Genomic DNA, 20,742 nt, shown 5'->3' with positions numbered 1-20,742 from the left:
GATACGGTCCCTCAACCGGACGCAATTTCGCCGCTCTGCAGTGTCCCTTCGCACCCGCAGCCTTCCGGGAGCGCCCCTCTCAGAGCAGCCCGGCAAAATTCATTGTTCAAACAGCGGACCCTCCTCGTGTTGTGCGCCGCGGTCACCCTTGCCAACAGCGTGGGCTACATCACGGCGTCCGCCAGCGGCGATCCACTGGCCGGGCTGGCCACAGGAGCCTGCGTATTCGGTGGAACCTTCGGCTTCCTCCATGAAAATACGGACTGACACCACCGGCCACTGGATACCGGTCCTTGCCGAGCTGACGGTGCGCCGCCCGCCTCGCCGTCAACCGTGCCTCATTCTTGATCCAGAAAGGGAAGCCGAGACGTCGGTAAAGGCGGGCATTACCCACCGCGCTGGGCTCACTTCCCGCAAACCAAGGTAACTAGATCCAGCGATGTGAGCCCGCTCCTGACTGTGCAGACACGAACCGTCGCCACGGAAAACGCCACCCAATCGCCCCTGCCTCGGATCCCATCGGAGTCTGACATGAACGACGAGAGCATTTCTTCCTCTGCACCGCTTCCCTTGCCGGTGCGTGAGGTCGTGACCCCTGCTGCGGCAGCCGAAATCCTTGAGAAGACACGCTTGCACGGTTGCAACCCGCGCAAGCTGGATTCCTCTCACGCCCGGCGGCTTGCTCGTGACATGTGCAACGGTAGCTGGGATGACTACAACCCCGACGTCCTGTCTCTGTGCAGTCATGGAGCCGCAATCCAGGGACAGCACCGACTCGAAGCGGTAATCATCAGCAAGACGCCCCGCAGCTTCCTTGTCGCCCGGGACCTGCCACACCAGACAGCCACCACTATGGACTGCGGCAAGGCGCGCTCCGCCGCCACCGCGCTGTCCCTGGTGGGCGTCGAGCGGCACCGCAAGGACATCTCTTCGACCGTCCGGCTGCTACGACTCTACGACGCCGAGCGCAAGAAGATTGCCTGGCCCGCATGGCGGTCTGTCATTTATACCAATGCCGAGATCGTAAGATTCTTCCAGTCGGAGTACCTCGACCTGCCGGACTTCCTGCCACTGATGACCGCCCTGAAGAGCGGCGTGTACTCCGCCCCCGCAGCGTCACTGGCATGCGCGTACCTGGTCCACCGGGATGGCGGGAGCACCTCGCAGGCGGACGCCTTCTTCCAGGGCCTGATCTCCGGAGCCCACCTGGACACAGCCGACCCCAGATGGGTTGTCCGCCGCTACTTTCAGAATCCGGCCCGGCCTCGACGCGGCAACACTGTCAGCTCACTTCAGCTGGGACTGCTGCTCAAGACCTGGAATCTATGGATCTCTGACGAGGCCTGGGAGATGGCGTACTTCCGACCCAACGAGCGTATGCCCGAAGTCGGCCCCGTTGGCTCGGCGAGCAGATCCACCGAGGTGCAGCACGAAACAGCCGACCCGGACGGAAACAAGATGCCCTTGTCACCAGGTCGCACCGCACGCCAGGCCCGGGTGCCCGACCAGAACGCCAACACGGCTCAGGTACGCTCCTGAACCATCCGTGCGGGCCTCCTTGGGGCCGAGTTGGGGCAGCGTCAAGGCCACAGGGCGGCAGTTGCCACCAGCAATCGGGTGACTTACTCGCTGCGGCCATTAGCAGTTCCGACACCTCGGAGGCCCCGCCAGGCCGCTACTGGCGACGGCCTCTGAACGCAGGACAGCCGGCATCTCGCCCTCGTCGGCCTTCAGTAATGGCTGGAGGCCAATCAATCATGATTCGAGCGGAGTTGGCATGCCCGGACTATCCAGGTTGCCGTGGTCGCTCGCCTACACGTCCTCCAGGCACGCCCGAAGCCACCACCGTTGGGAGCTGACGACTGGCTGGCTCTTGATCGGACCGGCGTCGGCGTCGTGACGGCAGTCTGAACGGCCTTCGTCAAGGCGCGATCCGCTGCGCGGCTGGTCCGTGAGGTCTGTGATGAAGACGCGCGCGTCGCCGCCTGACAGAGTGTTCATCGGAGGGCGAGCGAGGCGCCTTCCCTCGGCCAGGCTTCGCCGCGTCCCTCCTGGTCCATGTCCACGGCTCCCGATAGCGATCCGTACGGCTCCGGACCGCGTTCCCCGACCCTCGCCAGATTCACGGCACATGTCCCGTCATCGGAATCGGTCATATCGCAATCACCCGACCGATCTTGACGGTCGGCAAACAACGCCTCCGGAAGTCGGTATCAGTCGCGCACCCCGCCATTGCCTCGACCTCGCCTTGCTGTCCGTCCACACGGCCTTCCCTTGCATGTGTGCGAGACTCGCCAGGGTCGGCAGAGAACCGTCTCCCAGGCAGGCGCAGTCAGCCAAACCGTCGGTGTTCTCCAGGGCCTCAGCGAGCCTCAGATACACGAGATCATCGCCTCACTCTGCGATGCGCCGTACGAGGAGCTCGACTCCTCGGGCGTTCCCACCCCTTTCATGGACCAGCATCACGCTGCGGCGTCGACGTAGCAGACCAAGAGCGTTTCCCTCCAGCCGTAGGGCAGACTCATCGTGCTCGCCCATGCCTTGGGCGATCCAGGCCAGGCCCGAATCGGAAGGGGGTATCTGGCCCCAGTACGTCCATGACGTGCAAGACGCCCGGTATCGGTGAGGAACTGGGTCTCGCCGCGGGGGTGCATAGGGCCGCCTGGCTGCCCTATGACGACCGCGACAGGGAACGCAACCTGCTCCTCCTCGCCATGGCCCGCGGCGTCCCCGACCTGCGGACTCTCGATGGCGGCCGCGACCGCGACGGACATGCCCGCACTCTGCCCCACGCGGTATGGCGGGGGATGCTTACAGACAGTCAGCTGGACCTTGAACCATTCGAACAGCCCACCGAGGACCGGTGGAGCGGTGGTAGCGGGATTCCTCTGGGTGTCCTGGCCGATGTCAGGTGTATGCCGTGAACGCCGATCCGCGGTACGAGGGCAAAGGCCACTCGCCCTTGTGCCGGCACTCCCGGGAGCGCGGTGTCGTCGACGGGGACGATCTGCTGACGTCTCGGATCTGGTCGCCCTACTGGCCCACGCGTCCCGGCTGGAGCAGCTTGCTGTACAGGATCGTTCCGCCTTCCGCTCGCAGCCGTACCGTCAACTCACCGGTGCTGCCGTCGATGTCGACCTCGCCGAAGTACTGCGGGGACTCCATCGGTGACACGTTCGCCCGCTCCGGCGCCCGTACGAAGACCTGCTCGGGCCCGAAAGTGGGGTCGAGCGCGTTCGCCGGGAAGCCGCCCGCCGCCAGCGGGCCCGAGACGAACTCCCAGAACGGCGCGAAGTCCTTGAACGCCGCCAGCTCCGGCGTGTAGTGCTGCGCCGAGGTGTAATGCACATCGGCGGTGAGCCAGAGCGTCCCGGTGATCCGCCGGTGCTTGACGAACCTCAGCAACTCCGCGATCTGCAGCTCACGCCCGAGCGGCGCCCCCGGGTCGCCCTGTGCCACGGCCTCGATGTCCGCCGACCCGTCCGGGACGACGAGCCCCAGCGGTATGTCCGCCGTGATCACCTTCCACACCGCGCGTGACCGTGACAGTTCGCCCTTCGGCCAGGAGAGCTGCTCGGCGCCGAGGATTCCCTGGGTGTCGTCGGCCTGCCTGTCGGGGGAGTTGGCGTTCCGGTATGAGCGCATGTCCAGGACGAACACATCGAGCAGCGGTCCGTGCCGCACCACCCGGTGGAGCCGCCCCTCGCGCCCGCGCCCCGGGAGGGCGGAGCCGCCGTACGGTGACAGGGGCGGCACGGGGAAGTACTCGCCGAAGGCGCGCATCGCCCGCCGGGCCAGGACGTCGACGTTCTTCTCCGTGTAGCGGGGATCGTCGAGGATCTGGCCCGGATACCAGTTGTTGCGCACCTCGTGGTCGTCCCACTGCACCACCGTGGGCACCTGGGCGTTGAAGCGCCGGACGTTGTCGTCCAGCAGGTTGTAGCGGAAGTTGCCCCGGAAGTCGTCGAGAGTCTGGGCGACCCGGGACTTCTCCTCCGTGGTCACGTTGCGCCAGATCCGCCCGTCCGGCAGGGTCACGCTCGGCTCGATCACTCCGTCCGCGTAGATGGTGTCGCCGCTGCACAGGAAGAAGTCCGGGTCGAGCCGGAGCATCTCGTCGTAGGCGCGGTAGCCGCCGATGTCCGGATTGATGCCCCAGCCCTGGCCTGCGATATCCCCCGACCAGAGGAAACGGACCCCTGGGCGACGTGTGGCGGGGGCCGTGCGGAACGTTCCGTGGACCGGTTCTCCGGTACGGCGGGGATCGTCCGGGTCGGCGATCGTCACCCGGGAGTGGATCTGCTCGCCCGGCGGCAGGCCACGCAGCGCCACCGTCCCCGTGAGGTCCGTCTCCCGCCCGATGAGGAGTCCGTGCCAGCAGTGCGGCCGTCGGAAGGACTCTGTCGCCGAGGTCTCCACGGTCATGCGCGCGGGCCGGTCGGAGCGTACCCACACCAGCCCGGACGAACTGGTCACCTCTCCGCTCTGCACACCCCAGCGGGCGCGCGGGCGGCCCGACAGGGCCAGGGCGGGGGCCGGGGCGAGCGCGGTGGGCAGCGCCAGTGCGGCCGAGGTGGCGAGGGTGGCGCCCAGCAGGGTACGGCGACCGGGGGACGGGCTGGCGGATCTGGGTGACATCGACGGGCCTCCATGCCGGGACGTGGTTGCAGGGTTCATGACTAATGTCCGCTCGCGGCGCCCGTGCGAACCCCGGGTGAACAACCGCCAGTACCCGCTTCCGGCACGCCCCGTGCCCTCCCTGGACACCGCGTCCGGGGCCGTCGCCGGGTCACCCCGACTGAGGCCCCGGAGGTACGGGACACTGGGCTGCCACGTGGCACCGGCCCCTACCAGCTCAGGAGTGTGCACATCGTGTTCGATCGTGATCGTGACCATGGACGGGAGTGCCCGTACCCCGATGGGCTGCGGGCGGGTGAAGGGCCCGTGCCGCACGGGTTGCTCGCGCCGGTGGCCGGGTTGCTGGGGACCTGGGTGGGCCGGGGGCGTGGGGAGTATCCGACGCTGGAGGAGGAGTTCGCGTACGCGCAGGAGGTCACCTTCAGCCATGACGGGCGGCCCTTTCTCCGCTACGAGGCGCGGGCCTGGCTGATCGACGCGGAGGGGGGTCCGTTGCGGCCGTCGGCCCGGGAGAGCGGCTGGTGGCGGATGCAGCCCGACGGGCGGGTGGAAGCGCTGATCACCCAGCCCACCGGCATCGCGGAGATCGCGGTCGGCCGGGCCGGTGACGGCGGCGTCGACCTCGCCACCCACGAGGTGGCCCTCACCCCCACCGCCAAGGTGGTCGACGCCACCCGCCGCCGCTACACCCTGGCCGACGAGGACACCCTCGACTTCGTCCACGACCTCGCGGCGGTCGGCCGGCCCTTGCAGCACCATCTTTCGGCGCGGCTGCTCCGGCGCGCGTGAGCGTCACGCGGCCGGCCGGTCCGTGCTGCCCGTGCCGCCCGCGCTCCCCGCGCCGATGTGGCGCGCGAGGAAGTCGAGCAGCAGCCGCCAGCCCTCCAGCGCGGGCTCGGCGCGGTAGTGCGGCCGGTCCACCGCGAAGAAGGCGTGCCCGGCGCCGTCGAGGGTGTGGAACTCGTACGCCTTGTCCCGGGCGGTGAGGGCGGCCGCCAGCTCGGCCGTCTCCTGCGGTGACGGGGTGAGGTCCTGCGCCCCGAAGAGTCCGAGCAGCGGGCAGGAGAGGCCGTCGAGCAGGGGCGTGACCGGGGTGACCGCGAGGGGGAAGTCCTCGGGCGGGCGACGGACGGCGAACGCGCCGTAGCAGTCGACGGCGGCCTGGAGGTCCAGCCGGCACGCGGCGAGGAGGGACTGCCGCCCGCCCGAGCAGTAGCCGACGGTGGCGACCCGCTGGTTGGAGGAGGTCAGCCCGCGCAGCGCGCGGACGGCGCCCGCGACGTCCCCGACGAGGCGTTCGTCGGGGACACCGCCCCGGGCGCGGGCGATGGCCGCGGCCTCCTCGGGGGCCGCGCCCGGGGCCTCCCGGCTGTAGAGGTTCGGGCAGATCGCCGCGTAGCCCTCGGCGGCGAACCTGCGCACGATCTCCTGGGTGGCGCGGTCGTAGCCCGGCATGTGGTGGATCACCACCACTCCGCCGAGCGGGCCGGGCGTCAGGGGGCGCGCCGTGTACGCCTCGACGCGGTCACCGCCGTGGCCGGTGAGGGTGACGGTCTCTGCCAGGAGGGCGTCGTACATGGGGTTCCTCGCCGTACGGGGGCCGGGGCCGGTAGCCGGGCCGGGTTCGGGTCCGGGTCCGGGTCCGACGCCCGGTCAGGGGAGAGCTTCCCGGGCGGGAAGGTCGCCCGCAAGGCGCCCCGCGAGACACGCCCGGCAAGACGCCTCGCCGGTCCGGGGCCAACCGGGTGGGAGCGGGCCCCGAACCGGAACCGGACCGGAACCGGACCGGAACGGGAGTGGAACGGGAGTGGAACCGGACCGGGGCCGGACCCGGGGCCGGTCGGGGGAGCGGGCGGGATGTCGCTCACGCCCACGGGGCCCCGGGCATGTGTGAATTCAGGTCATGAGCGCCTTCTCCCGTGTGACCGCGAGCCGCCCGGCCAGAGCCGTGGCCACGGCTCTTCGTCGCGGCACGGTCCACGTCCTCGCCTATGTGCGCAGCGCGCCGGGCACCTACCTCTGGCTGGGTCTGCTCCTGGTCACCACGGTCCTGATGCACCACATGTCGTCGGAGTTCGAGGAGGAGTTCCTGCGACAGCGCTCGACGAACATCCACGAACTGTCGACGAACCCCGTCCGGGTGCTGGTCTCCAGCGCCTTCTGGATCGACGGCGGGCGCTGGCTCCCGTACGCCGTCCTCTACACCGTCTTCCACGCCCAGGCCGAACGCTGGCTCGGGACGCTCCGCTGGCTGGCGGTCGCCGCCGCCGCGCACGTCCTGGCCACCTTCCTCAGCGAGGGCGCCCTCCTGTGGGGCATCCGGCACGGCCTCGCGCCGCAGTCCTCCGTCAACACCCTGGACGTGGGCGTCAGTTACGCGCTCGCGGGTGTCGTGGCCGTGCTCACCTACCGGATCGCCGCGCCCTGGCGGTACGGGTACCTCGCGGGTGTCCTCGTCGTCTACGGAGCCCCGCTCGTCACCGGCCGCACCTTCACCGACCTCGGGCACTTCACCTCCGTCCTCATCGGCCTGGCCTGCTACCCGCTCACCCGCCGCCGGGGCCCGGTGTGGAACCCGGCGGACACCCTCCGGCAGGTACGGGCACGGGTGCGAGGGCGGGCACAGGCGCGGGCGGGGGCGCGGGGACGGGCGCGCCCGCGCCGCTGACCGCGCGGTGCGGGCGGCAGGGCGGTGCGGGCGCGCCGCCGGGGTTACTTCTTGCCGCAGAATCCCGCGTCGACGATGGTGTCGCCGCTGCTGAGCCAGTCACCGTTGAGGTTCATGGTCAGGGACTTGCCGCCGTCCTTCGTGGCGAACGCGTTGGACACGGACCCGTGGATGCCGCCGTTGTGGCCCCACACCTCCACACCACAGGAAAGCGTCTGGCTGAAGATCCCGAGGCCCGCCCGCATGCCCGGCTGCCCGGTGGGCACGGTGGTGGTCAGCTCCTTCTGCTGCGCGGCGGGCAGCAGCTCACCGGCGATCAGGGCGCGCAGGAAACGGTGCAGGTCACCGGTGGTGGAGACGATCTCCCCGGCCGCCCCCGCCATCGACGGGTTCAGCCGCGTGACGTCGTACGTCCTGCCCTGCGGCCCCAGCAGCTTGGAGTAGCCGCGACCCGAAGGGCCGGGCAGGGCGGACCTGGAGCCGGGCACCTCCGTGTCGCGCAGCCCCAGCGGGCGCAGGATGCGGCGGTCGACCTCCTGCGCGTAGCTGTTGCCGGTGCTCTTCTCGATGATGAGTCCGGCGAGGGCGTAGTTGGTGTTGGAGTAGCCCCATCCGGTGCCGGGCGCGAAGGCCGGCGCGTAGCGCATGGCCGTGCCGATGACCTGCTCGGGCGTGTAGTCGTCGTAGCGGTGCTTCAGGAACCGCTCCCCGCCGTGCGTCTCGTCGAACTCGGCGGACTGGGTGTAGTTGTAGATGCCGCTGGTGTGGTTGAGGAGCTGGCGGATCGTGACCTTGCTCCCGTCGTGGCCGTTGCCCGAGACCAGGCCGGGCAGCCACTTGTCGACCGTGTCGTCCAGGCCGAGCTTCCCCTCCGCCTCCAGCTTCAGCACGGTGGTGGAGACGAAGGTCTTGGTGATCGAGCCGATCCGGAAGTGGTCCCGCGCCTCGCGCTCGCGTCCGGTGCGCAGGTCGGCCACGCCCGAGTCGCCGCTCCAGGTGCCCTGGCCGTCCTTCACCGAGGCGAGGGCGCCGGGTATCCCGGCCCGCACCACGTCGTCCATGGCCTTCTGGGTGTCCGCGTACCGGGTGCGCTCCGATGCCATCGCCTCCGACGCCTTCCCCTCGGGGGCGGGCGCGGCGAAGGCGGGCGCCGCGAACAGGGACAGGGACAGGGACGAGATCACCGCCGCCGTCAGGACGGGGCCGATGGCGCGGGAGGTCCGCTTCGTCGCGATGGGCATGGTCTTCCTCACTGCTGGAGTCCGCCGTGGTCCGGAACGGCCACGGTCGGGCGGAAGGACCCCGGGGCGTCCGGCGGAGTTGACCGGGCGGGAAGGGTTGAGCCTGATCGAGCCAGCTTCGGAGACGGTCCGTCACCGGCCGCTCCGTGTCCGTCCGGGGCCGTCCGTGTCCGTCCGGACCGTGGGGCGCCGCCCCCGCCTTCCGCTCCCGCCCCCGCTCCCGGGACGTCGAGACGGCCCGGCCGGACCGGGCCGCAGCCTGGAGCGGGGGCCGGAACGAGCGTCTCCGTTTGCCGTAGAGACCGGCCTGACCTGCGCCGATGAGGTTCGGGAGGGGGAGTCTTCGCTTCCGCCCCCCGGCATGGCTCCCGTACCGCACGTCCGCGCGGGGGAGCCCCCGCGCTCTCGCCGGGGAGGAGCACTTGCCGCCCCCGTCCGGGGACGCGGAGCGACGGGACGCGGCGGGAAGCTCCGGGTCCGTTGCCGGGGCCGGGGCCGAGGGGCGCGCGTTCTTCGGCCGGATCTTCACCCCGGTTCTTCACCCCGGCCGGGGCCCCGAGACCGCGGAGCCGCAGACCAGGGACGCAGGCCGGGGCGTCAGGCGCGGGCCAGCAGGAGGCCGCCCATCGTGATCATCGTCGCCGCGACGAGCCCGTCCAGGACCCGCCAGGCCGAGGGCCGCGCCAGCAGGCCGCTGAGGAGGCGCGCCCCGTAGCCCAGGGTGGCGAACCAGGTGAGGCTGGCCAGCACGGCGCCGATGCCGAAGACCCAGCGCAGGTCGCCGCGGTCGGCGGCGAGGGAGCCGACGAGCAGGACGGTGTCCAGGTAGACGTGCGGGTTGAGCCAGGTCATCGCCAGGCAGGTCAGCACGGCCCGGCGCACGGAGCCGGGGGCGGCGCCGCTCACGGTGAGGGCGGCCCCGGGCGCGGGCCGGACGACCCGGCGGGCGGCGAGGAGCCCGTAGCAGACCAGGAAGGCGCCCCCGGCCAGGGCGACGACGGTGAGCGCGGCGGGCCAGGCGGTGACGAAGGCGCCGACGCCCGCGACGCCGAGGGCGATGAGGAGGGCGTCGGAGACGGCGCAGATGGCGACCACGGCGAGGACGGCGTGGCGGCGCGCGCCCTGGCGCAGGACGAAGGCGTTCTGCGCGCCGATGGCGACGATGAGGGAGAGCCCGGTTCCGAAACCGGCGAGGGCCGCCGTGATGCCGTGTGTCATGAGCCCGACCGTAGGCAAGGGGCATGGCTTCAGTACAGCTAAAGATTTTTACGTACCCTTAGCGTTCGTGATGGACGAACTCCCCTTGGACCAGGTGCGGACCCTGCTGGCGGTGGTGGACGAGGGCACCTTCGACGCCGCGGCGGCAGCCCTGCACGTGACGCCGTCCGCCGTCAGCCAGCGGGTCAAGGCGCTGGAGCAGCGGACCGGACGGGTGCTGCTGATACGCACGAAGCCGGTACGGGCGACCGGGTCCGGGCAGGTGGTGATCCGCTTCGCCCGCCAGCTGGCCCGGCTGGAGCGGGACGCGCGGGCCGAGCTGGGGATGGCGCCCGGGACGGGTCCGGCGCGGCTGCCGATCGCGGTCAACGCGGACTCGCTGGCGACCTGGTTCCTGCCCGCGCTCACCCGGGTGCCGCAGGACCCGCCCGTCTGCTTCGAGCTGCACCGCGAGGACGAGTCGCACACGACAGAACTGTTGCGGGAGGGGCAGGTGATGGCAGCGGTGACCTCCTCGCCGGACCCGGTGGCGGGGTGCACGGTGCGTCCGCTGGGGCTGGCGCGGTACCTGCCGGTGGCCGCGCCCGGGTTCGCGGCCCGGCATCTGACGGGCGACCTGGCGCGGGCACTGCCGGAGGCGCCGCTGATCGTGTTCGACCGGCGGGACGACCTCCAGGACGCCTTCGTGCGGGCGCTGACGGACGGCGCGGCGGACGGCGCGAGCCCGGTGCGCCACCAGGTGCCGACCTCGGAAGGGTTCTGCGACGCGGTGGTCGCGGGGCTGGGGTGGGGGCTGGTGCCGGAGTCACAGGCGAGGCCACTGGTACGGACGGGAGCGCTGGTGCTGCTGGCTCCGCGACGGCCGATGGACGTACCGCTGTACTGGCAGCAGTGGAAGCTGGAGTCGCCGGTGCTGTCGACGGTGGCCGAGGTGGTCGCCGAGGTGGCCCGGGAGTCGCTCCGCCGGCCCGCGCCCGGCGGGGTGTGAGGGGCGGGCGGCCCGGCAGCGGTGGCACACTGGCCGCTGATCCGCCGAAGGGGAGTACGTCGTGTCCATGTTCAGGAACCTGCGCCGGGCCGCGCGGCGCGGCTACCGCCGGGCCGTCGACCTCAGCCATCCGGCCCGCTCCCCGCTGGGCAGCGCCGTCGTCAACTGCGTGGTCTACCAGGATGGCGTACGCCAGGACGGCCGCGCGGAGGCCGAGGAGGCGTTGCGGAAGGTCCGCAAGGCGGGCCACGGCTTCGTCTGGATCGGCCTGCACGAGCCCTCCCAGGAGGAACTGGCCGGACTGGCCGACCTGTTCGGCCTGCACCCCCTCGCCGTCGAGGACGCCGTCCACGCCCACCAGCGCCCCAAGGTGGAGCCGTACGGGGACACCCTGTTCGCCGTCCTGAAGACCGTGCGCTACGTCGAGCACGAGGAGCTGACCGCGACGAGCGAGGTCGTCGAGACCGGCGAGCTGATGGCCTTCGCCGGTGACGACTTCGTCATCACCATCCGGCACGGCGGCCGGGGCACCCTCGGCCCGGTCCGCGAGGCGCTGGAGGCCGACCCGGAGCAGCTGGCCAAGGGGCCCGCGGCCGTTCTGCACGCCGTCGCCGACCAGGTGGTCGACGACTACCTCGCGGTCACGGACGCCATCCAGAACGACGTGGACGCCGTGGAGACCGCCGTCTTCAGCGAGCACGGCGGCAGCGGCGACGCGGGCCGGATCTACCAGCTCAAGCGCGAACTCCTCGAACTCCGCCGGGCGGTGGCGCCGCTGGGCCGCCCGCTCCAGCAACTGGCCACGCAGCCGATACCGGTCGTCCCGCCCCACATCCGCCCGTACTTCCGCGACGTGGCCGACCACCTCTCCCGGGCCACCGAGCAGATCGCCGCCTACGACACCCTGCTCGACTCGATCCTCCAGGCCCACCTGGCGCAGGTGACCGTCGCCCAGAACGAGGACATGCGCAAGATCACGGCATGGGCGGCGATCGTCGCCGTCCCCACCATGGTCTGCGGGGTGTACGGCATGAACTTCGACCACATGCCCGAACTGCACTGGACCTACGGGTACCCCGCCGTCCTCGGGGTCATGGCCCTCGCCTGCTTCCTCATCCACCGGGGCTTCCGGCGCAACGGCTGGCTCTGAGGAAGCAGAGGAAGCAGTAGAGGAAGCACAGGAAGGGCATGCGGCCGGGCGGGGCCGCCGGCCGGTGCGCGGGAGCCTGAACGCACCGGCCGGCGGGGCGGTCGGGAAGGGGCGCGCCCCTTCCGGTCACCGGGCCGGTCCACGGGGCCGGCTCACAGGGTCAGCAGCACCAGCGGCGCGCTGGTCGGCCGGGGCGAGCCGCCCGCCGGTTCCAGGGTCAGGCCGACCGCCGTGGCCCCGCCCAGGGCGCCCGTCAGCACCGTGCCGCCGTTGCCGCCGACCAGCCCGGCCGGACGCATCACGGAGCCGTCCGCGAACCACAGCTGGTAGGTCCTGCCCTCCGGCGCGGGGGGCAGTCCGGAGCTGAGGAAGGCGGCCCGGTCCTGGCGGGCGGAGACGACGACCGAGGCCGCCGCGCCGCCCGCCGACCGGCCCGCGACCGTACGGGCGTCCGGAGCGGTCATCACCGCCGTCAGCTCCTGGAGGGCGACGGCCGCCTGCCGGGCCTCGTCGCGTTCCCGGAGGGCGGCGCCGCCCAGCGCCAGGGCGCCGGCCAGGCAGGCGGCGAGGGCCAGCGGGAGCGCCCGCCGCCGCAGCGCGACCATGGTCCGGCGCGCCGGGGTGAGCTGGCGCACCGAGTCGATCCGGCCCAGGACCGCGGTCCGCATCCCGGGCGGCGGCGCCAGCGCGACCGCCGAGGCCAGCCGGGCCGCCGTCGCCGAGAACTCCCGCACGTCCTGCGCGCACACCGGGCACCGGGGCAGGTGGTGGGCGAAGGCGTCCCGTTCACCGGGCTCCAGGGCGTCGAGGGCGTACGCGCCCGACAGGGCGTGCAGGTGGTCGGAGTCGATGGTCATACGGTCACCCCCATGCAGTCGCGCAGGCGGATCAGCCCGTCGCGCAGGCGAGTCTTGACCGTGGGCAGCGGGGTGTCCAGGGTCTCGGCGACCTCCCGGTAGGTGAGGCCGCCGTAGTAGGCGAGCGTGACGGCCTGGCGCTGGAGATCGGTCAGCCCGCGCACGCAGCGGCGTACCTGCTCGCCCTCCAGCCGGATCTCCACCTGCTCGCTCACCTCGTCGTACGGGCGGCTGTGCTCCCGTACCGCGTTGTCCTGCTCGCGCGCCGTCGCCGCCGAGGCGGAACGGACCCGGTCCACCGCGCGGCGGTGGGCGATGGTCATCACCCAGGTCATGACGGAGCCCTTGTCGGCGCGGTAGCGCGGGGCCTGGCGCCAGACCTCGATCAGCACCTCCTGCGCGACCTCCTCGGACTGCGCCCGGTCCCGCAGGACCTTGACGACGATGCCGAGGACGGGGCCCGCCACCACGTCGTAGAGCGCGGCGAAGGAGTCCTGGTCGCCGCGGGCGATCCGCTCCATGAGCCCCGGGAGGTCCGGGCCGCCGGGCCGTTCCTGCGCGCCGAAGGTCACCGCCTGCCTCACGCGGGCCTCCTCCGCCCGTGCGGTGGTCGGAAGCGCGTACATGTCATGGGCTGGTCCTCCGGTACGGCGTTGGGCGGCGGCGGCGGCGGGTGACGGGTGACGGGCGGCGGGCGGCGGTGGCGGGGCAGGGGATCGGGGCAGGGGGATCGGGGCCGGTCCCTCTGCCTTCTCTCTGCTTTCGGAGCCCGCGCCCTCCCGGATGGGTCACCCCGGGGAGGAACTTCCGGCCCCCGCCCGCCTGCGCACCGCCCAGCCGGTCACCACCAGCGCGCCCGCCAGCCCGTACGCCACCGTGCCCGTCGCCCCGCCCAGCGCGTCCGCCGAGACGTACGCCGCCGCGCCCGCGACCGCGACGCCCAGCCACTCCGCGCGCCCGTCCAGCGCCACCAGGGCCACCAGCAGCAGCGCGTACCAGGAGTACCCGGGAGTCGTCAGCAGGAACACGGTCCCGGTGACCAGCAGGGCCGCGCTCCACGGCCGCTCCGGGTCGCCGCGCCGCCACACGTACGCCACCACCGCGACCGTGCCGAGCACGACGGCCGGGACGGACCACGAGTCCGGCAGCACCAGCCGCAGCAGCGCGTACCGGCCGCCCGCGCCCGGATCGTCGTACCCCTCCTCCTCGGCGTAGCCGCCCAGGTAGCCGAGGACCGAGGAACGGGAGACGAGCACGTACGGCAGGTACGCCAGCGTCACCACCCCGGCGGCGGGCAGCAGCACCGCCGCCGCCTCCCGCCATCTGCGGACGCCCGCCAGCGCGCCCGGCAGCAGCAGCGCGGGCAGCAGCTTCGCCGCGATCGCCAGCCCGAACAGCACCCCGCCCAGGGCCCGGCGGCGTACGATGACGCCCAGCGCGGCCACGGAGAACAGCACGCCCAGGGCATCGACGTGCGCGTTGTTCACCGCCTCCACCGCCACCGCCGGGCACCAGGCCCAGTACACGGCCGTACGGAGCTCCGCGCGCCGCCGCCGCAGGATCAGCAGCAGGGCCCCCGTGACGGCGAGCGACAGCAGGGCCCCGCCGGTCTGGAGGGCCTTGTGGCGCACCCCCGGCGGCGACAGGACGTCGACCAGGGCGAAGTAGCCCTCCGCGGCCGGGGGGTAGAGGGTGTGGACGGTGGGCCGGTTGATCCGCGTGCAGAGCCCCGGCGCGACGGCGACCCGGTCCGGCCCGCAGGTACCGGAGCCACCAGGGGCCGGCGGGAAGAGCCAGCCGTCGCGCAGGGCGCGCAGCGCCGGGTCCGCCGGGGCGTGGTCGTAGGGGGAGATCCCGGCCGCCTGGACCCGGCCGTCCCAGGCGTAGCGGAAGGAATCGGTGCTCGTCCGGGGCGGCCCGGCCAGCCCGGCCGCGCAGACGGCGACCGCCCCGGCCGCCACGAGCGGCACCACGTACCGGCCCGGCACCCCGCGCAGCGACCACGCGGCGGCGGCGAAGAGGCCCCAGGCGGCGGCGTACCACCACGTGAGTTCCGCCGCGCCGGTGGTGCGGCCGGGGGGACGGACGGCCGCCACGAGGACGGCGGTCAGCGCGCCGAGCAGGAGCAGGGTGAGGACGGCGCGGACGCGCGGGCGGGTCATGGCGTCAGCGTGGCAGCGCGGTGCCCCGGCGGGCGGGTGACCGGGCCGGGCCCGGACCCGGTGTGCGTGATGCGTCGGGCGGTCGACGACGTACGGCTTTCCGTACCCGTGGCCCGTTTCACGCGGCGGGCTCGATGTTGCCGAGGGCGGTGGACCATGCGAGCCCGGAGGGGGCCCGTACGTAGGCGAGTTCGGTCCAGTGCGGTCGGGCGGGTGCGTCGGAGAGGTTCTGGTGGACGACGGCCGTCAGGGTGCCCTCGGCTCCGGAGGCGAGGTCGCGGACGCGGGTGCGCGGGAGGGGGTGGGGCAGGTGCCCGAACGGCTCAGGCACCGGCCCGCCCCTGGGCCCCGTGTGTGCCGGTGCCGGTGGTGACAGAGGTCCCGGTTCCGGTGGTGGTGGGGTTCCGGGGTGGTTCGGGGTGGTGGTCGGTGGGTGCGGGGATGCCGATGCCGAGGATGCGGTGGAGGGTCCGCAGGGTGCGGGCGAGTGCCCGGGTGTGGTTCCAGTTCCCGTCGGGGTGGTCCTGGGGTCCGGTGGTGGTGAGGGTGTGCCAGTCGGTGAGTGCGGGGGCGGCGGCCTGGAGGTGGGCGACATGGCCGAGGAGGAGCTCACCGTGGCTCAGCAGCTCGTCGGTGAGCGCCGCGACGCCCTGTTCGTCGGGTTTCTCGGCGTAGGGGGAGAGGGCCCTGAGCACGAGGACCGTACCGGTGTTCAGCTCAGCGCGCGTACATGCCATGGCGGTGCTCCCTGCCGTCGTCAGTGGGTGGTGGGACGACGGTAGGGGCGGTCCGGGGAGGGAAGGGGCCCGGTCCGGGCCCCCTCGGTCAGGCGGCCGTCAGGCCGATCTCGACAGCCAGCCGGCTGGCGCGCTGTCGGCGTCCGGGGGTGCGGGAGGTGGACTCCTCCAGCACGATGGAGCGGGCGTAGCCGTTGTAGCGGATCGTCTCCGGCGCGGCCGCGTGTGCCTGTTCCAGTGTGGTCAGCGCGGTCTCGTGCCTGCCGTCCAGGTAGTAGGCGCGGGCCTGTTCGATCCGGTGCCGGGCCCGCCGGGGACGTGAGGGGATCGCCGCGGCCTCGGCCCGGTTCGCCTGGCGCACGGACTCGCCCCCGGACCGCAGCTCCACGGCGACGGTCACACCATGGGCACCCATCACCGCCCGCCCGAAGCTGGTGACACGGTGGAAGTAGCCACCGGGAAGCCGCTGCGCCACGCGGTCCGCCCGGTCCCACCACCCCCAGGCGGTGCCGGAATCCCGGCGCTTGGCCGCGGTGAACCCGGCCTCGAACTTGAGGGCTCCCACGATGGCCTGTACGTCCAGGGGAGCGCCGGACACGGTCGGCTCCAGGACGCGGAGCGCGTCCATGACGACGGTGTCGGCCGCGTCGTAGTGCCCGGGCCCGGAGTCACGGTGCGCCTGTGCGGCCAGCCATGCCGCGACGCCGATGGCGTGCGGGTCCTCCGACTCCTGCGCGGCGATCATTCCGCGCTCGGACACGCGCCAGAGCAGCGAGGGGTCCGGCTGGTACGCGACGAAGAACTGGGCGAGGAAGTACACCTCCGCCTGGATGGCCTGGGCCGAGCGCCGGGCCGCGGTCGTGTCCGCCTCCCGGACGGCGAGGCGGGCGTCGCGGATCAGCCCCGGCAGCAGACCGCCGATCACCTCGCGATGGTTCGGTGCCCCGTGCCGTGCGCTCCACGCGGCGTCCAGGGCGGCCCGCAGGTAGGCCACGGACGGAGCTTGTCGGGAGGAGGGCGCCGGGAACGAGGACAGGGCCGCACGGACCGCGGGGAGCCGGTCGTGTCCGGGCCCCAGGAAGAGGTCCGTGTGCGGCTCGGCCCCGACATCGCCCACGAGGTCGTTCAGGCGGCGGACATGGAGGACTTCGGCGATGCGGAGGATCTCCGGCAGCCTCGGCATTCTCATCGTGCCGGTCTCGATTTTCTTGACCCACGAGGTGTGGTGGCCGAGGAGCCCGGCCAGTTGCTCGCGGGTCATGCCTCGGCGGTTGCGATAGATCTGGACACGTTGTCCGAACGCGACGGGGTTGTCGGACGGGGTTGTCATACGGGTCGGGGAAGCATCTGATGACACGGCCTTGCCCCTTCTCTGCACAGCTCGACGTCGAACAGCGTAGGGGGCAGGGCCACTTGTGCGTGATCCAGACGTACGCCCCGGGTCACCGGTCCGCCGTCGGCGCCGGGGTCGGAGCACGAGTCGGGGGCCGGGTCAAGGCGGTCAGGCGGGTGGCGAAGGTGGTGGTCGGGGCGGTGGCGGCCACCAGGTGGGCGTCCTCGGCGGTGTCCACGTCGCGGAGCGTCGGCAGTCGGCCGATCCGCAGCCCGGCGGCGCGCAGCCGTTCGTACTGGACGGCTCCGGTCTCCGGGACGGACATCGGGACGCCGTACAGCAGCGCCGGGTCGGGGACGGCGAGGCCGAGCGCCCAGAAGCCGCCGTCCACCGCCGGGCCGAACCAGGCGTCGTACGCCGACCAGCCCGCCGGGCCGGTCGCGGCGGCCAGGAGCTCCGGCGTGACCTGCGGGGTGTCCATCCCGATCAGCAGCGCGGGCCCGGCGCAGCCCGCGAAGGCCGCCGCGAGCCGCTCGTCCAGGGTCCCGGCCCCCTGCGGGCCCACCTCGAAGCCGGGCGGCAGCCACGGTCCGGGGCGTCCCTCCAGGACCAGCACCCGCCGCGCGGCCGGGGCCAGGGCCACGGCCGCCAGGGTGTCGGCGAGGCAGGCTTCGGCCAGCGAGGCCGCCTCGGCGGGGGTGAAGGGCGGCGTGAGCCGGGTCTTGACCCGGCCGGGCACGGGTGCCTTGGCGATGACGAGCAGGGTGGTCACCGGGCGCCCCCGGCGGGAGGGCCGGGGGGACGCGCGGGGGCGTCCGGACCGGTGCCGGTGCCGGTGCCGGTGCCGGTGCTGGTGCTGGTGCTGGTGCTGGTGGCAGTGCCGGGCGCCCCGCTCGCCCCGCTCGCCCCGGCCGGGGCACCCGGGGGGAGCGGTGGTTCGGCGAGGACGTGGCTCATGTCGCGGACCGCCTGCCAGGTGCCCCGCCAGGTGCCGGTGACCTTGGACTTGCCCGCGCGCGGCAGGTACGGCACGTCCACCTCCCGGACCCGCCAGCCCGCGTCCGCCGCCCGTACGACCATCTGGAGCGGGTACCCCGAGCGCCGGTCCGACAGCTCCAGGCCCAGCAGCCCGGTCCGGCGCGCGGCCCGCATCGGGCCCAGGTCGCGCAGGGGCAGCCCGGTCCGCCGGCGCAGCAGCCGGGCCAGGGCCAGGTTCCCGGCCCGCGCGTGCGGCGGCCAGCCGCGCAGGCCCCTGGGTCTGCGGCGGCCGAGGACGAGATCGGCCTCACCGGCGGCGACGGCCGCCGCGAAGGCGGCCAGCAGCCCCGGGTCCAGCGAGGCGTCGCAGTCGCAGAAGCAGACGATGTCCGCCTCGGCGGCGAGCAGCCCGGCGTGGCAGGCCGCGCCGAAACCGCGCCGGGGCTCGGTCACCACGGTGGCGCCCAGGGAACGGGCGATCCCGGCGGAGCCGTCGGTGGAACCGTTGTCCACGACCAGGGCCCGCCAGCCGGCCGGGACGCGGGCGAGGACCCAGGGCAGGGCCTCGGCCTCGTTCAGGCAGGGGAGGACGACGTCTGCGGTCACGGGGGCGGCGGGGACCGTGGGGGGTACCGGTACCTCGGGGGTCACAGGGGTCACAGGGGTCACGGGTTCACCGTAGGAACCGGGGCCGGGCGGAAGGCCGTCCGCCGCCCGCGAAACGCGGACGTCCCCCCCTCCCGGTCCTGCGCGGACGTCCCCTTCCGGTCTCCCACGGGCCGTCCCACGGGCCCGGCCCCGCCCGCCCCGTGGGACGGCATGCGCCCGCCCCGTGGGACGGCCGCCCCCGCCCGGCCGGAGCCTCCGCCCGTCCGTGGAGCCTCCCGGCCAGGGGCCCCCTCAGGCCGGGGTGGCCGCCGAGGTGCGCTGGGGGGCCCGGGCGAACGCGGTCATGCCCGCCGTGAAGGAGATCCGGGGGCGCCAGCCCAGCTCGGCGCGGAGACGGCCGGAGTCCGCCGTGATGTGGCGGACGTCGCCGAGCCGGAACTCGCCCGTGACCACCGGGTCCGGGCCGCCGTGCGCCGCCGCGAGCGCCGCCGCCATCTCGCCGACCGTGTGCGGGTCCCCGCTGCCCGTGTTGTACGGGGTGCACCGGCCCGGCGGGAACCCGGCCGGGGCCCGCGCGGTCAGCGCCTCCAGGGCCAGCGCGTTGGCCTCCGCGACGTCCCGTACGTGGACGAAGTCCCGCCGCTGGCCCCCGTCCTCGAACACCCGGGGGGCCTCGCCCCGGGCCAGCGCGGAGCGGAAGAACGAGGCCACCCCCGCGTACGGGGTGTCCCGCGGCATCCCCGGCCCGTACACGTTGTGGTAACGCAGCGCCACCGCCCGGCCGTCCACGCACCGCGCCCACGCCGCCGCCAGGTGTTCCTGGGCCAGTTTGGTCGTCGCGTAGACGTTGCGCGGGTCCGCCGGGGCGTCCTCGTCGACCAGGCCCGGCGTCAGTTCGGCCCCGCACGCCGGGCAGCGCGGTTCGAACCGGCCCGCCGTCAGGTCCGCCGCGAGCCTCGGGCCCGGCCGGACCACGCCGTGGCGCGGGCACGCGTACCGGCCCTCCCCGTAGACGACCATCGAGCCGGCCAGGACCAGCGCGCGCACCCCGGACCGCGCCATCGCGGCCAGCAGCACCGCCGTGCCGAGGTCGTTGCAGCCGACGTACTCCGGCGCGTCGGCGAAGTCCTTGCCGAGGCCGACCATCGCGGCCTGGTGGCAGACGGCGTCCACCCCGCGCAGGGCCGCGCGCACGGCCGCGGGGTCGCGCACGTCGGCCCGGACGAACTCGGCGTCCACCGGGTGGGGCGGGCCGGGGTGCGCGGCCGGGAGCAGCGCGTCGAGGACGACCGGGTCATGGCCGCGGAGCCTCAGTACGGTAACGATCTGTGAGCCGATGAATCCGGCTCCTCCGGTGACAAGTACACGCATAGAGCGGACATTACGGATATCTTCCATCGCCGGGAGGCTCCCACGCCCCACCACTGAACCCCCGTCCATTCCCTTCGGTGACCTCGGGTGACGGGCTGGGAGCGGTGGGTTCCGGCGGGGGGCGAGGTCGGTGTTTTCTGGCCGTGGAAGCTGCCGGAAGGAGGCGCTTCGGCCGTCAGGAACTGGCTTGACCCAGCCATAAAGGGGGCATAAATTCTGCCCCGGCCCGCTCCAGCAGGAACGGGCCGAAGAACTGTCCTCTGGGGGGACGCACATGCACCACTACACCGATGTTCTGAAGAAGTACGCCGTTTTCTCCGGGCGCGCCCGCCGCCAGGAGTACTGGATGTTCTTCCTGTTCAACGCGGCCGTCCTGATCGTCCTCTCGATCCTCGACTCGGTGCTCGGCACCGGCTCGCTGCTCTACCTGCTCTACGTGCTCGCGACCCTCGTCCCGAACCTGGCGGTCGGTGTCCGCCGCCTCCACGACACCGGCAAGTCCGGCTGGTGGATCCTCGTCGGCCTGATCCCGCTCGTCGGCTGGATCTGGGCGATCGTCCTCCTGGCGATCGAGGGCAACCGCGAGCAGAACCAGTACGGCCCGAGCCCGAAGGCCCTCCAGGTCTGACCCGTCCGACCCGGACGCTCCCTCCGTGCCTGAGCGCCGGGGGGGGGGGGGGGGGGGCGGCGGGGGGCGGGGGCGCGGGGCGGGGGGGGGGGGGCCGGCCCCCCCCCCCCCCCCCCCCCCCCCCCCCCCGCGCCGCGCCGGCCCCCCCCGGCCCCCCCCCCCCC

At 73.1% G+C, this 20,742-nt stretch carries 19 protein-coding genes; 6 read left to right on the top strand and 13 right to left on the bottom strand.

Annotated elements, in window-relative coordinates; genetic code table 11:
- Positions 1–531: 531 nt before the first annotated feature.
- Entirely contained in the window at positions 532–1,539 is a 1,008-nt protein-coding gene (locus ACIA5F_RS15715) for a hypothetical protein (protein ID WP_399353111.1), read from the top strand.
- Positions 1,540–3,033: 1,494 nt separating this feature from the next.
- Here ACIA5F_RS15715 and ACIA5F_RS15710 read toward each other — a convergent pair.
- A complete protein-coding gene (locus ACIA5F_RS15710) occupies positions 3,034–4,638 on the bottom strand; it encodes an alkaline phosphatase D family protein (protein ID WP_399353110.1) in 1,605 nt (534 codons plus the stop codon).
- A 234-nt stretch (positions 4,639–4,872) separates the two neighbouring features.
- Between ACIA5F_RS15710 and ACIA5F_RS15705 the strand changes: the two genes are divergently transcribed.
- Entirely contained in the window at positions 4,873–5,427 is a 555-nt protein-coding gene (locus ACIA5F_RS15705; protein WP_399353108.1) for an FABP family protein, read from the top strand.
- A 3-nt stretch (positions 5,428–5,430) separates the two neighbouring features.
- Here ACIA5F_RS15705 and ACIA5F_RS15700 read toward each other — a convergent pair whose 3' ends face one another.
- A complete protein-coding gene (locus ACIA5F_RS15700) occupies positions 5,431–6,216 on the bottom strand; it encodes a dienelactone hydrolase family protein (protein ID WP_399353106.1) in 786 nt (261 codons plus the stop codon).
- Between the two features lie 325 nt (positions 6,217–6,541).
- On the opposite strand from ACIA5F_RS15700, the gene ACIA5F_RS15695 reads away from it, so the two are divergent.
- Positions 6,542–7,306 carry a rhomboid-like protein gene (locus tag ACIA5F_RS15695; RefSeq protein WP_399353104.1) on the top strand — a complete coding sequence of 255 codons (765 nt, stop codon included), beginning with the start codon at positions 6,542–6,544 and terminating at the stop codon, positions 7,304–7,306.
- Between the two features lie 44 nt (positions 7,307–7,350).
- Here the strand turns inward: ACIA5F_RS15695 and ACIA5F_RS15690 are convergent, their stop codons facing one another.
- Positions 7,351–8,547, bottom strand: coding sequence for a serine hydrolase domain-containing protein (locus tag ACIA5F_RS15690; RefSeq protein WP_399353103.1), 1,197 nt, complete (start codon positions 8,545–8,547; stop codon positions 7,351–7,353).
- 597 nt (positions 8,548–9,144) lie between these two features.
- Positions 9,145–9,765, bottom strand: a complete 621-nt coding sequence (locus ACIA5F_RS15685; protein ID WP_399353101.1) for a LysE/ArgO family amino acid transporter — start codon at positions 9,763–9,765, stop codon at positions 9,145–9,147.
- A 70-nt stretch (positions 9,766–9,835) separates the two neighbouring features.
- On the opposite strand from ACIA5F_RS15685, the gene ACIA5F_RS15680 reads away from it, so the two are divergent.
- Together ACIA5F_RS15680 and corA are read left to right on the top strand one after the other, a co-directional pair.
- Complete coding sequence (locus ACIA5F_RS15680) at positions 9,836–10,753, top strand: LysR family transcriptional regulator ArgP (protein WP_399353386.1); 918 nt, start codon at positions 9,836–9,838, stop codon at positions 10,751–10,753.
- A gap of 67 nt (positions 10,754–10,820) precedes the next feature.
- The gene (corA, locus tag ACIA5F_RS15675; protein ID WP_399353384.1) at positions 10,821–11,903 is read left to right on the top strand and encodes a magnesium/cobalt transporter CorA; all 1,083 of its coding nucleotides are present in this window, start codon (positions 10,821–10,823) and stop codon (positions 11,901–11,903) included.
- 152 nt (positions 11,904–12,055) lie between these two features.
- On the opposite strand, the gene ACIA5F_RS15670 is transcribed toward corA, so the two are convergent.
- From ACIA5F_RS15670 to ACIA5F_RS15630, 9 genes are all read right to left on the bottom strand, one after another.
- Positions 12,056–12,760, bottom strand: a complete 705-nt coding sequence (locus ACIA5F_RS15670) for an anti-sigma factor domain-containing protein (protein WP_399353099.1) — start codon at positions 12,758–12,760, stop codon at positions 12,056–12,058.
- Positions 12,757–13,281, bottom strand: coding sequence for an ECF RNA polymerase sigma factor SigK (gene sigK / locus ACIA5F_RS15665; RefSeq protein ID WP_399353382.1), 525 nt, complete (start codon positions 13,279–13,281; stop codon positions 12,757–12,759). The genes ACIA5F_RS15670 and sigK overlap by 4 nt, the downstream gene beginning before the upstream one ends.
- A gap of 267 nt (positions 13,282–13,548) precedes the next feature.
- Positions 13,549–14,922 (bottom strand): glycosyltransferase 87 family protein, encoded by a 1,374-nt coding sequence (locus ACIA5F_RS15660; RefSeq protein ID WP_399353097.1) that lies wholly within the window; start codon positions 14,920–14,922, stop codon positions 13,549–13,551.
- 118 nt (positions 14,923–15,040) lie between these two features.
- Positions 15,041–15,253 (bottom strand): hypothetical protein, encoded by a 213-nt coding sequence (locus ACIA5F_RS15655; protein ID WP_399353095.1) that lies wholly within the window; start codon positions 15,251–15,253, stop codon positions 15,041–15,043.
- On the bottom strand, positions 15,246–15,659 hold the full coding sequence (locus tag ACIA5F_RS15650; RefSeq protein ID WP_399353093.1) for a DUF6415 family natural product biosynthesis protein: 414 nt from the start codon (positions 15,657–15,659) through the stop codon (positions 15,246–15,248). The genes ACIA5F_RS15655 and ACIA5F_RS15650 overlap by 8 nt, the downstream gene beginning before the upstream one ends.
- A gap of 88 nt (positions 15,660–15,747) precedes the next feature.
- The gene (locus ACIA5F_RS15645) at positions 15,748–17,016 is read right to left on the bottom strand and encodes a helix-turn-helix domain-containing protein (protein WP_399353091.1); all 1,269 of its coding nucleotides are present in this window, start codon (positions 17,014–17,016) and stop codon (positions 15,748–15,750) included.
- 85 nt (positions 17,017–17,101) lie between these two features.
- Positions 17,102–17,764: a DUF2064 domain-containing protein gene (locus tag ACIA5F_RS15640; RefSeq protein WP_399353089.1), complete on the bottom strand. Its 663-nt coding sequence runs from the start codon at positions 17,762–17,764 to the stop codon at positions 17,102–17,104.
- Positions 17,761–18,639, bottom strand: coding sequence for a glycosyltransferase family 2 protein (locus ACIA5F_RS15635; protein WP_399353087.1), 879 nt, complete (start codon positions 18,637–18,639; stop codon positions 17,761–17,763). Before ACIA5F_RS15635 ends, ACIA5F_RS15640 begins: the two co-directional genes overlap by 4 nt.
- A gap of 231 nt (positions 18,640–18,870) precedes the next feature.
- Positions 18,871–19,950 carry an NAD-dependent epimerase/dehydratase family protein gene (locus tag ACIA5F_RS15630; protein ID WP_399353085.1) on the bottom strand — a complete coding sequence of 360 codons (1,080 nt, stop codon included), beginning with the start codon at positions 19,948–19,950 and terminating at the stop codon, positions 18,871–18,873.
- A gap of 274 nt (positions 19,951–20,224) precedes the next feature.
- Between ACIA5F_RS15630 and ACIA5F_RS15625 the strand changes: the two genes are divergently transcribed.
- Positions 20,225–20,578 carry a DUF805 domain-containing protein gene (locus ACIA5F_RS15625; RefSeq protein WP_399353083.1) on the top strand — a complete coding sequence of 118 codons (354 nt, stop codon included), beginning with the start codon at positions 20,225–20,227 and terminating at the stop codon, positions 20,576–20,578.
- Positions 20,579–20,742: the final 164 nt, after the last annotated feature.

The sequence above is a fragment of the Streptomyces sp. NPDC051567 genome, from assembly GCF_044454165.1.
Lineage (GTDB): Bacteria > Actinomycetota > Actinomycetes > Streptomycetales > Streptomycetaceae > Streptomyces.
Note: the sequence above shows the minus strand (reverse complement) of the source record. Positions and strands in the feature narration are given on the sequence as shown.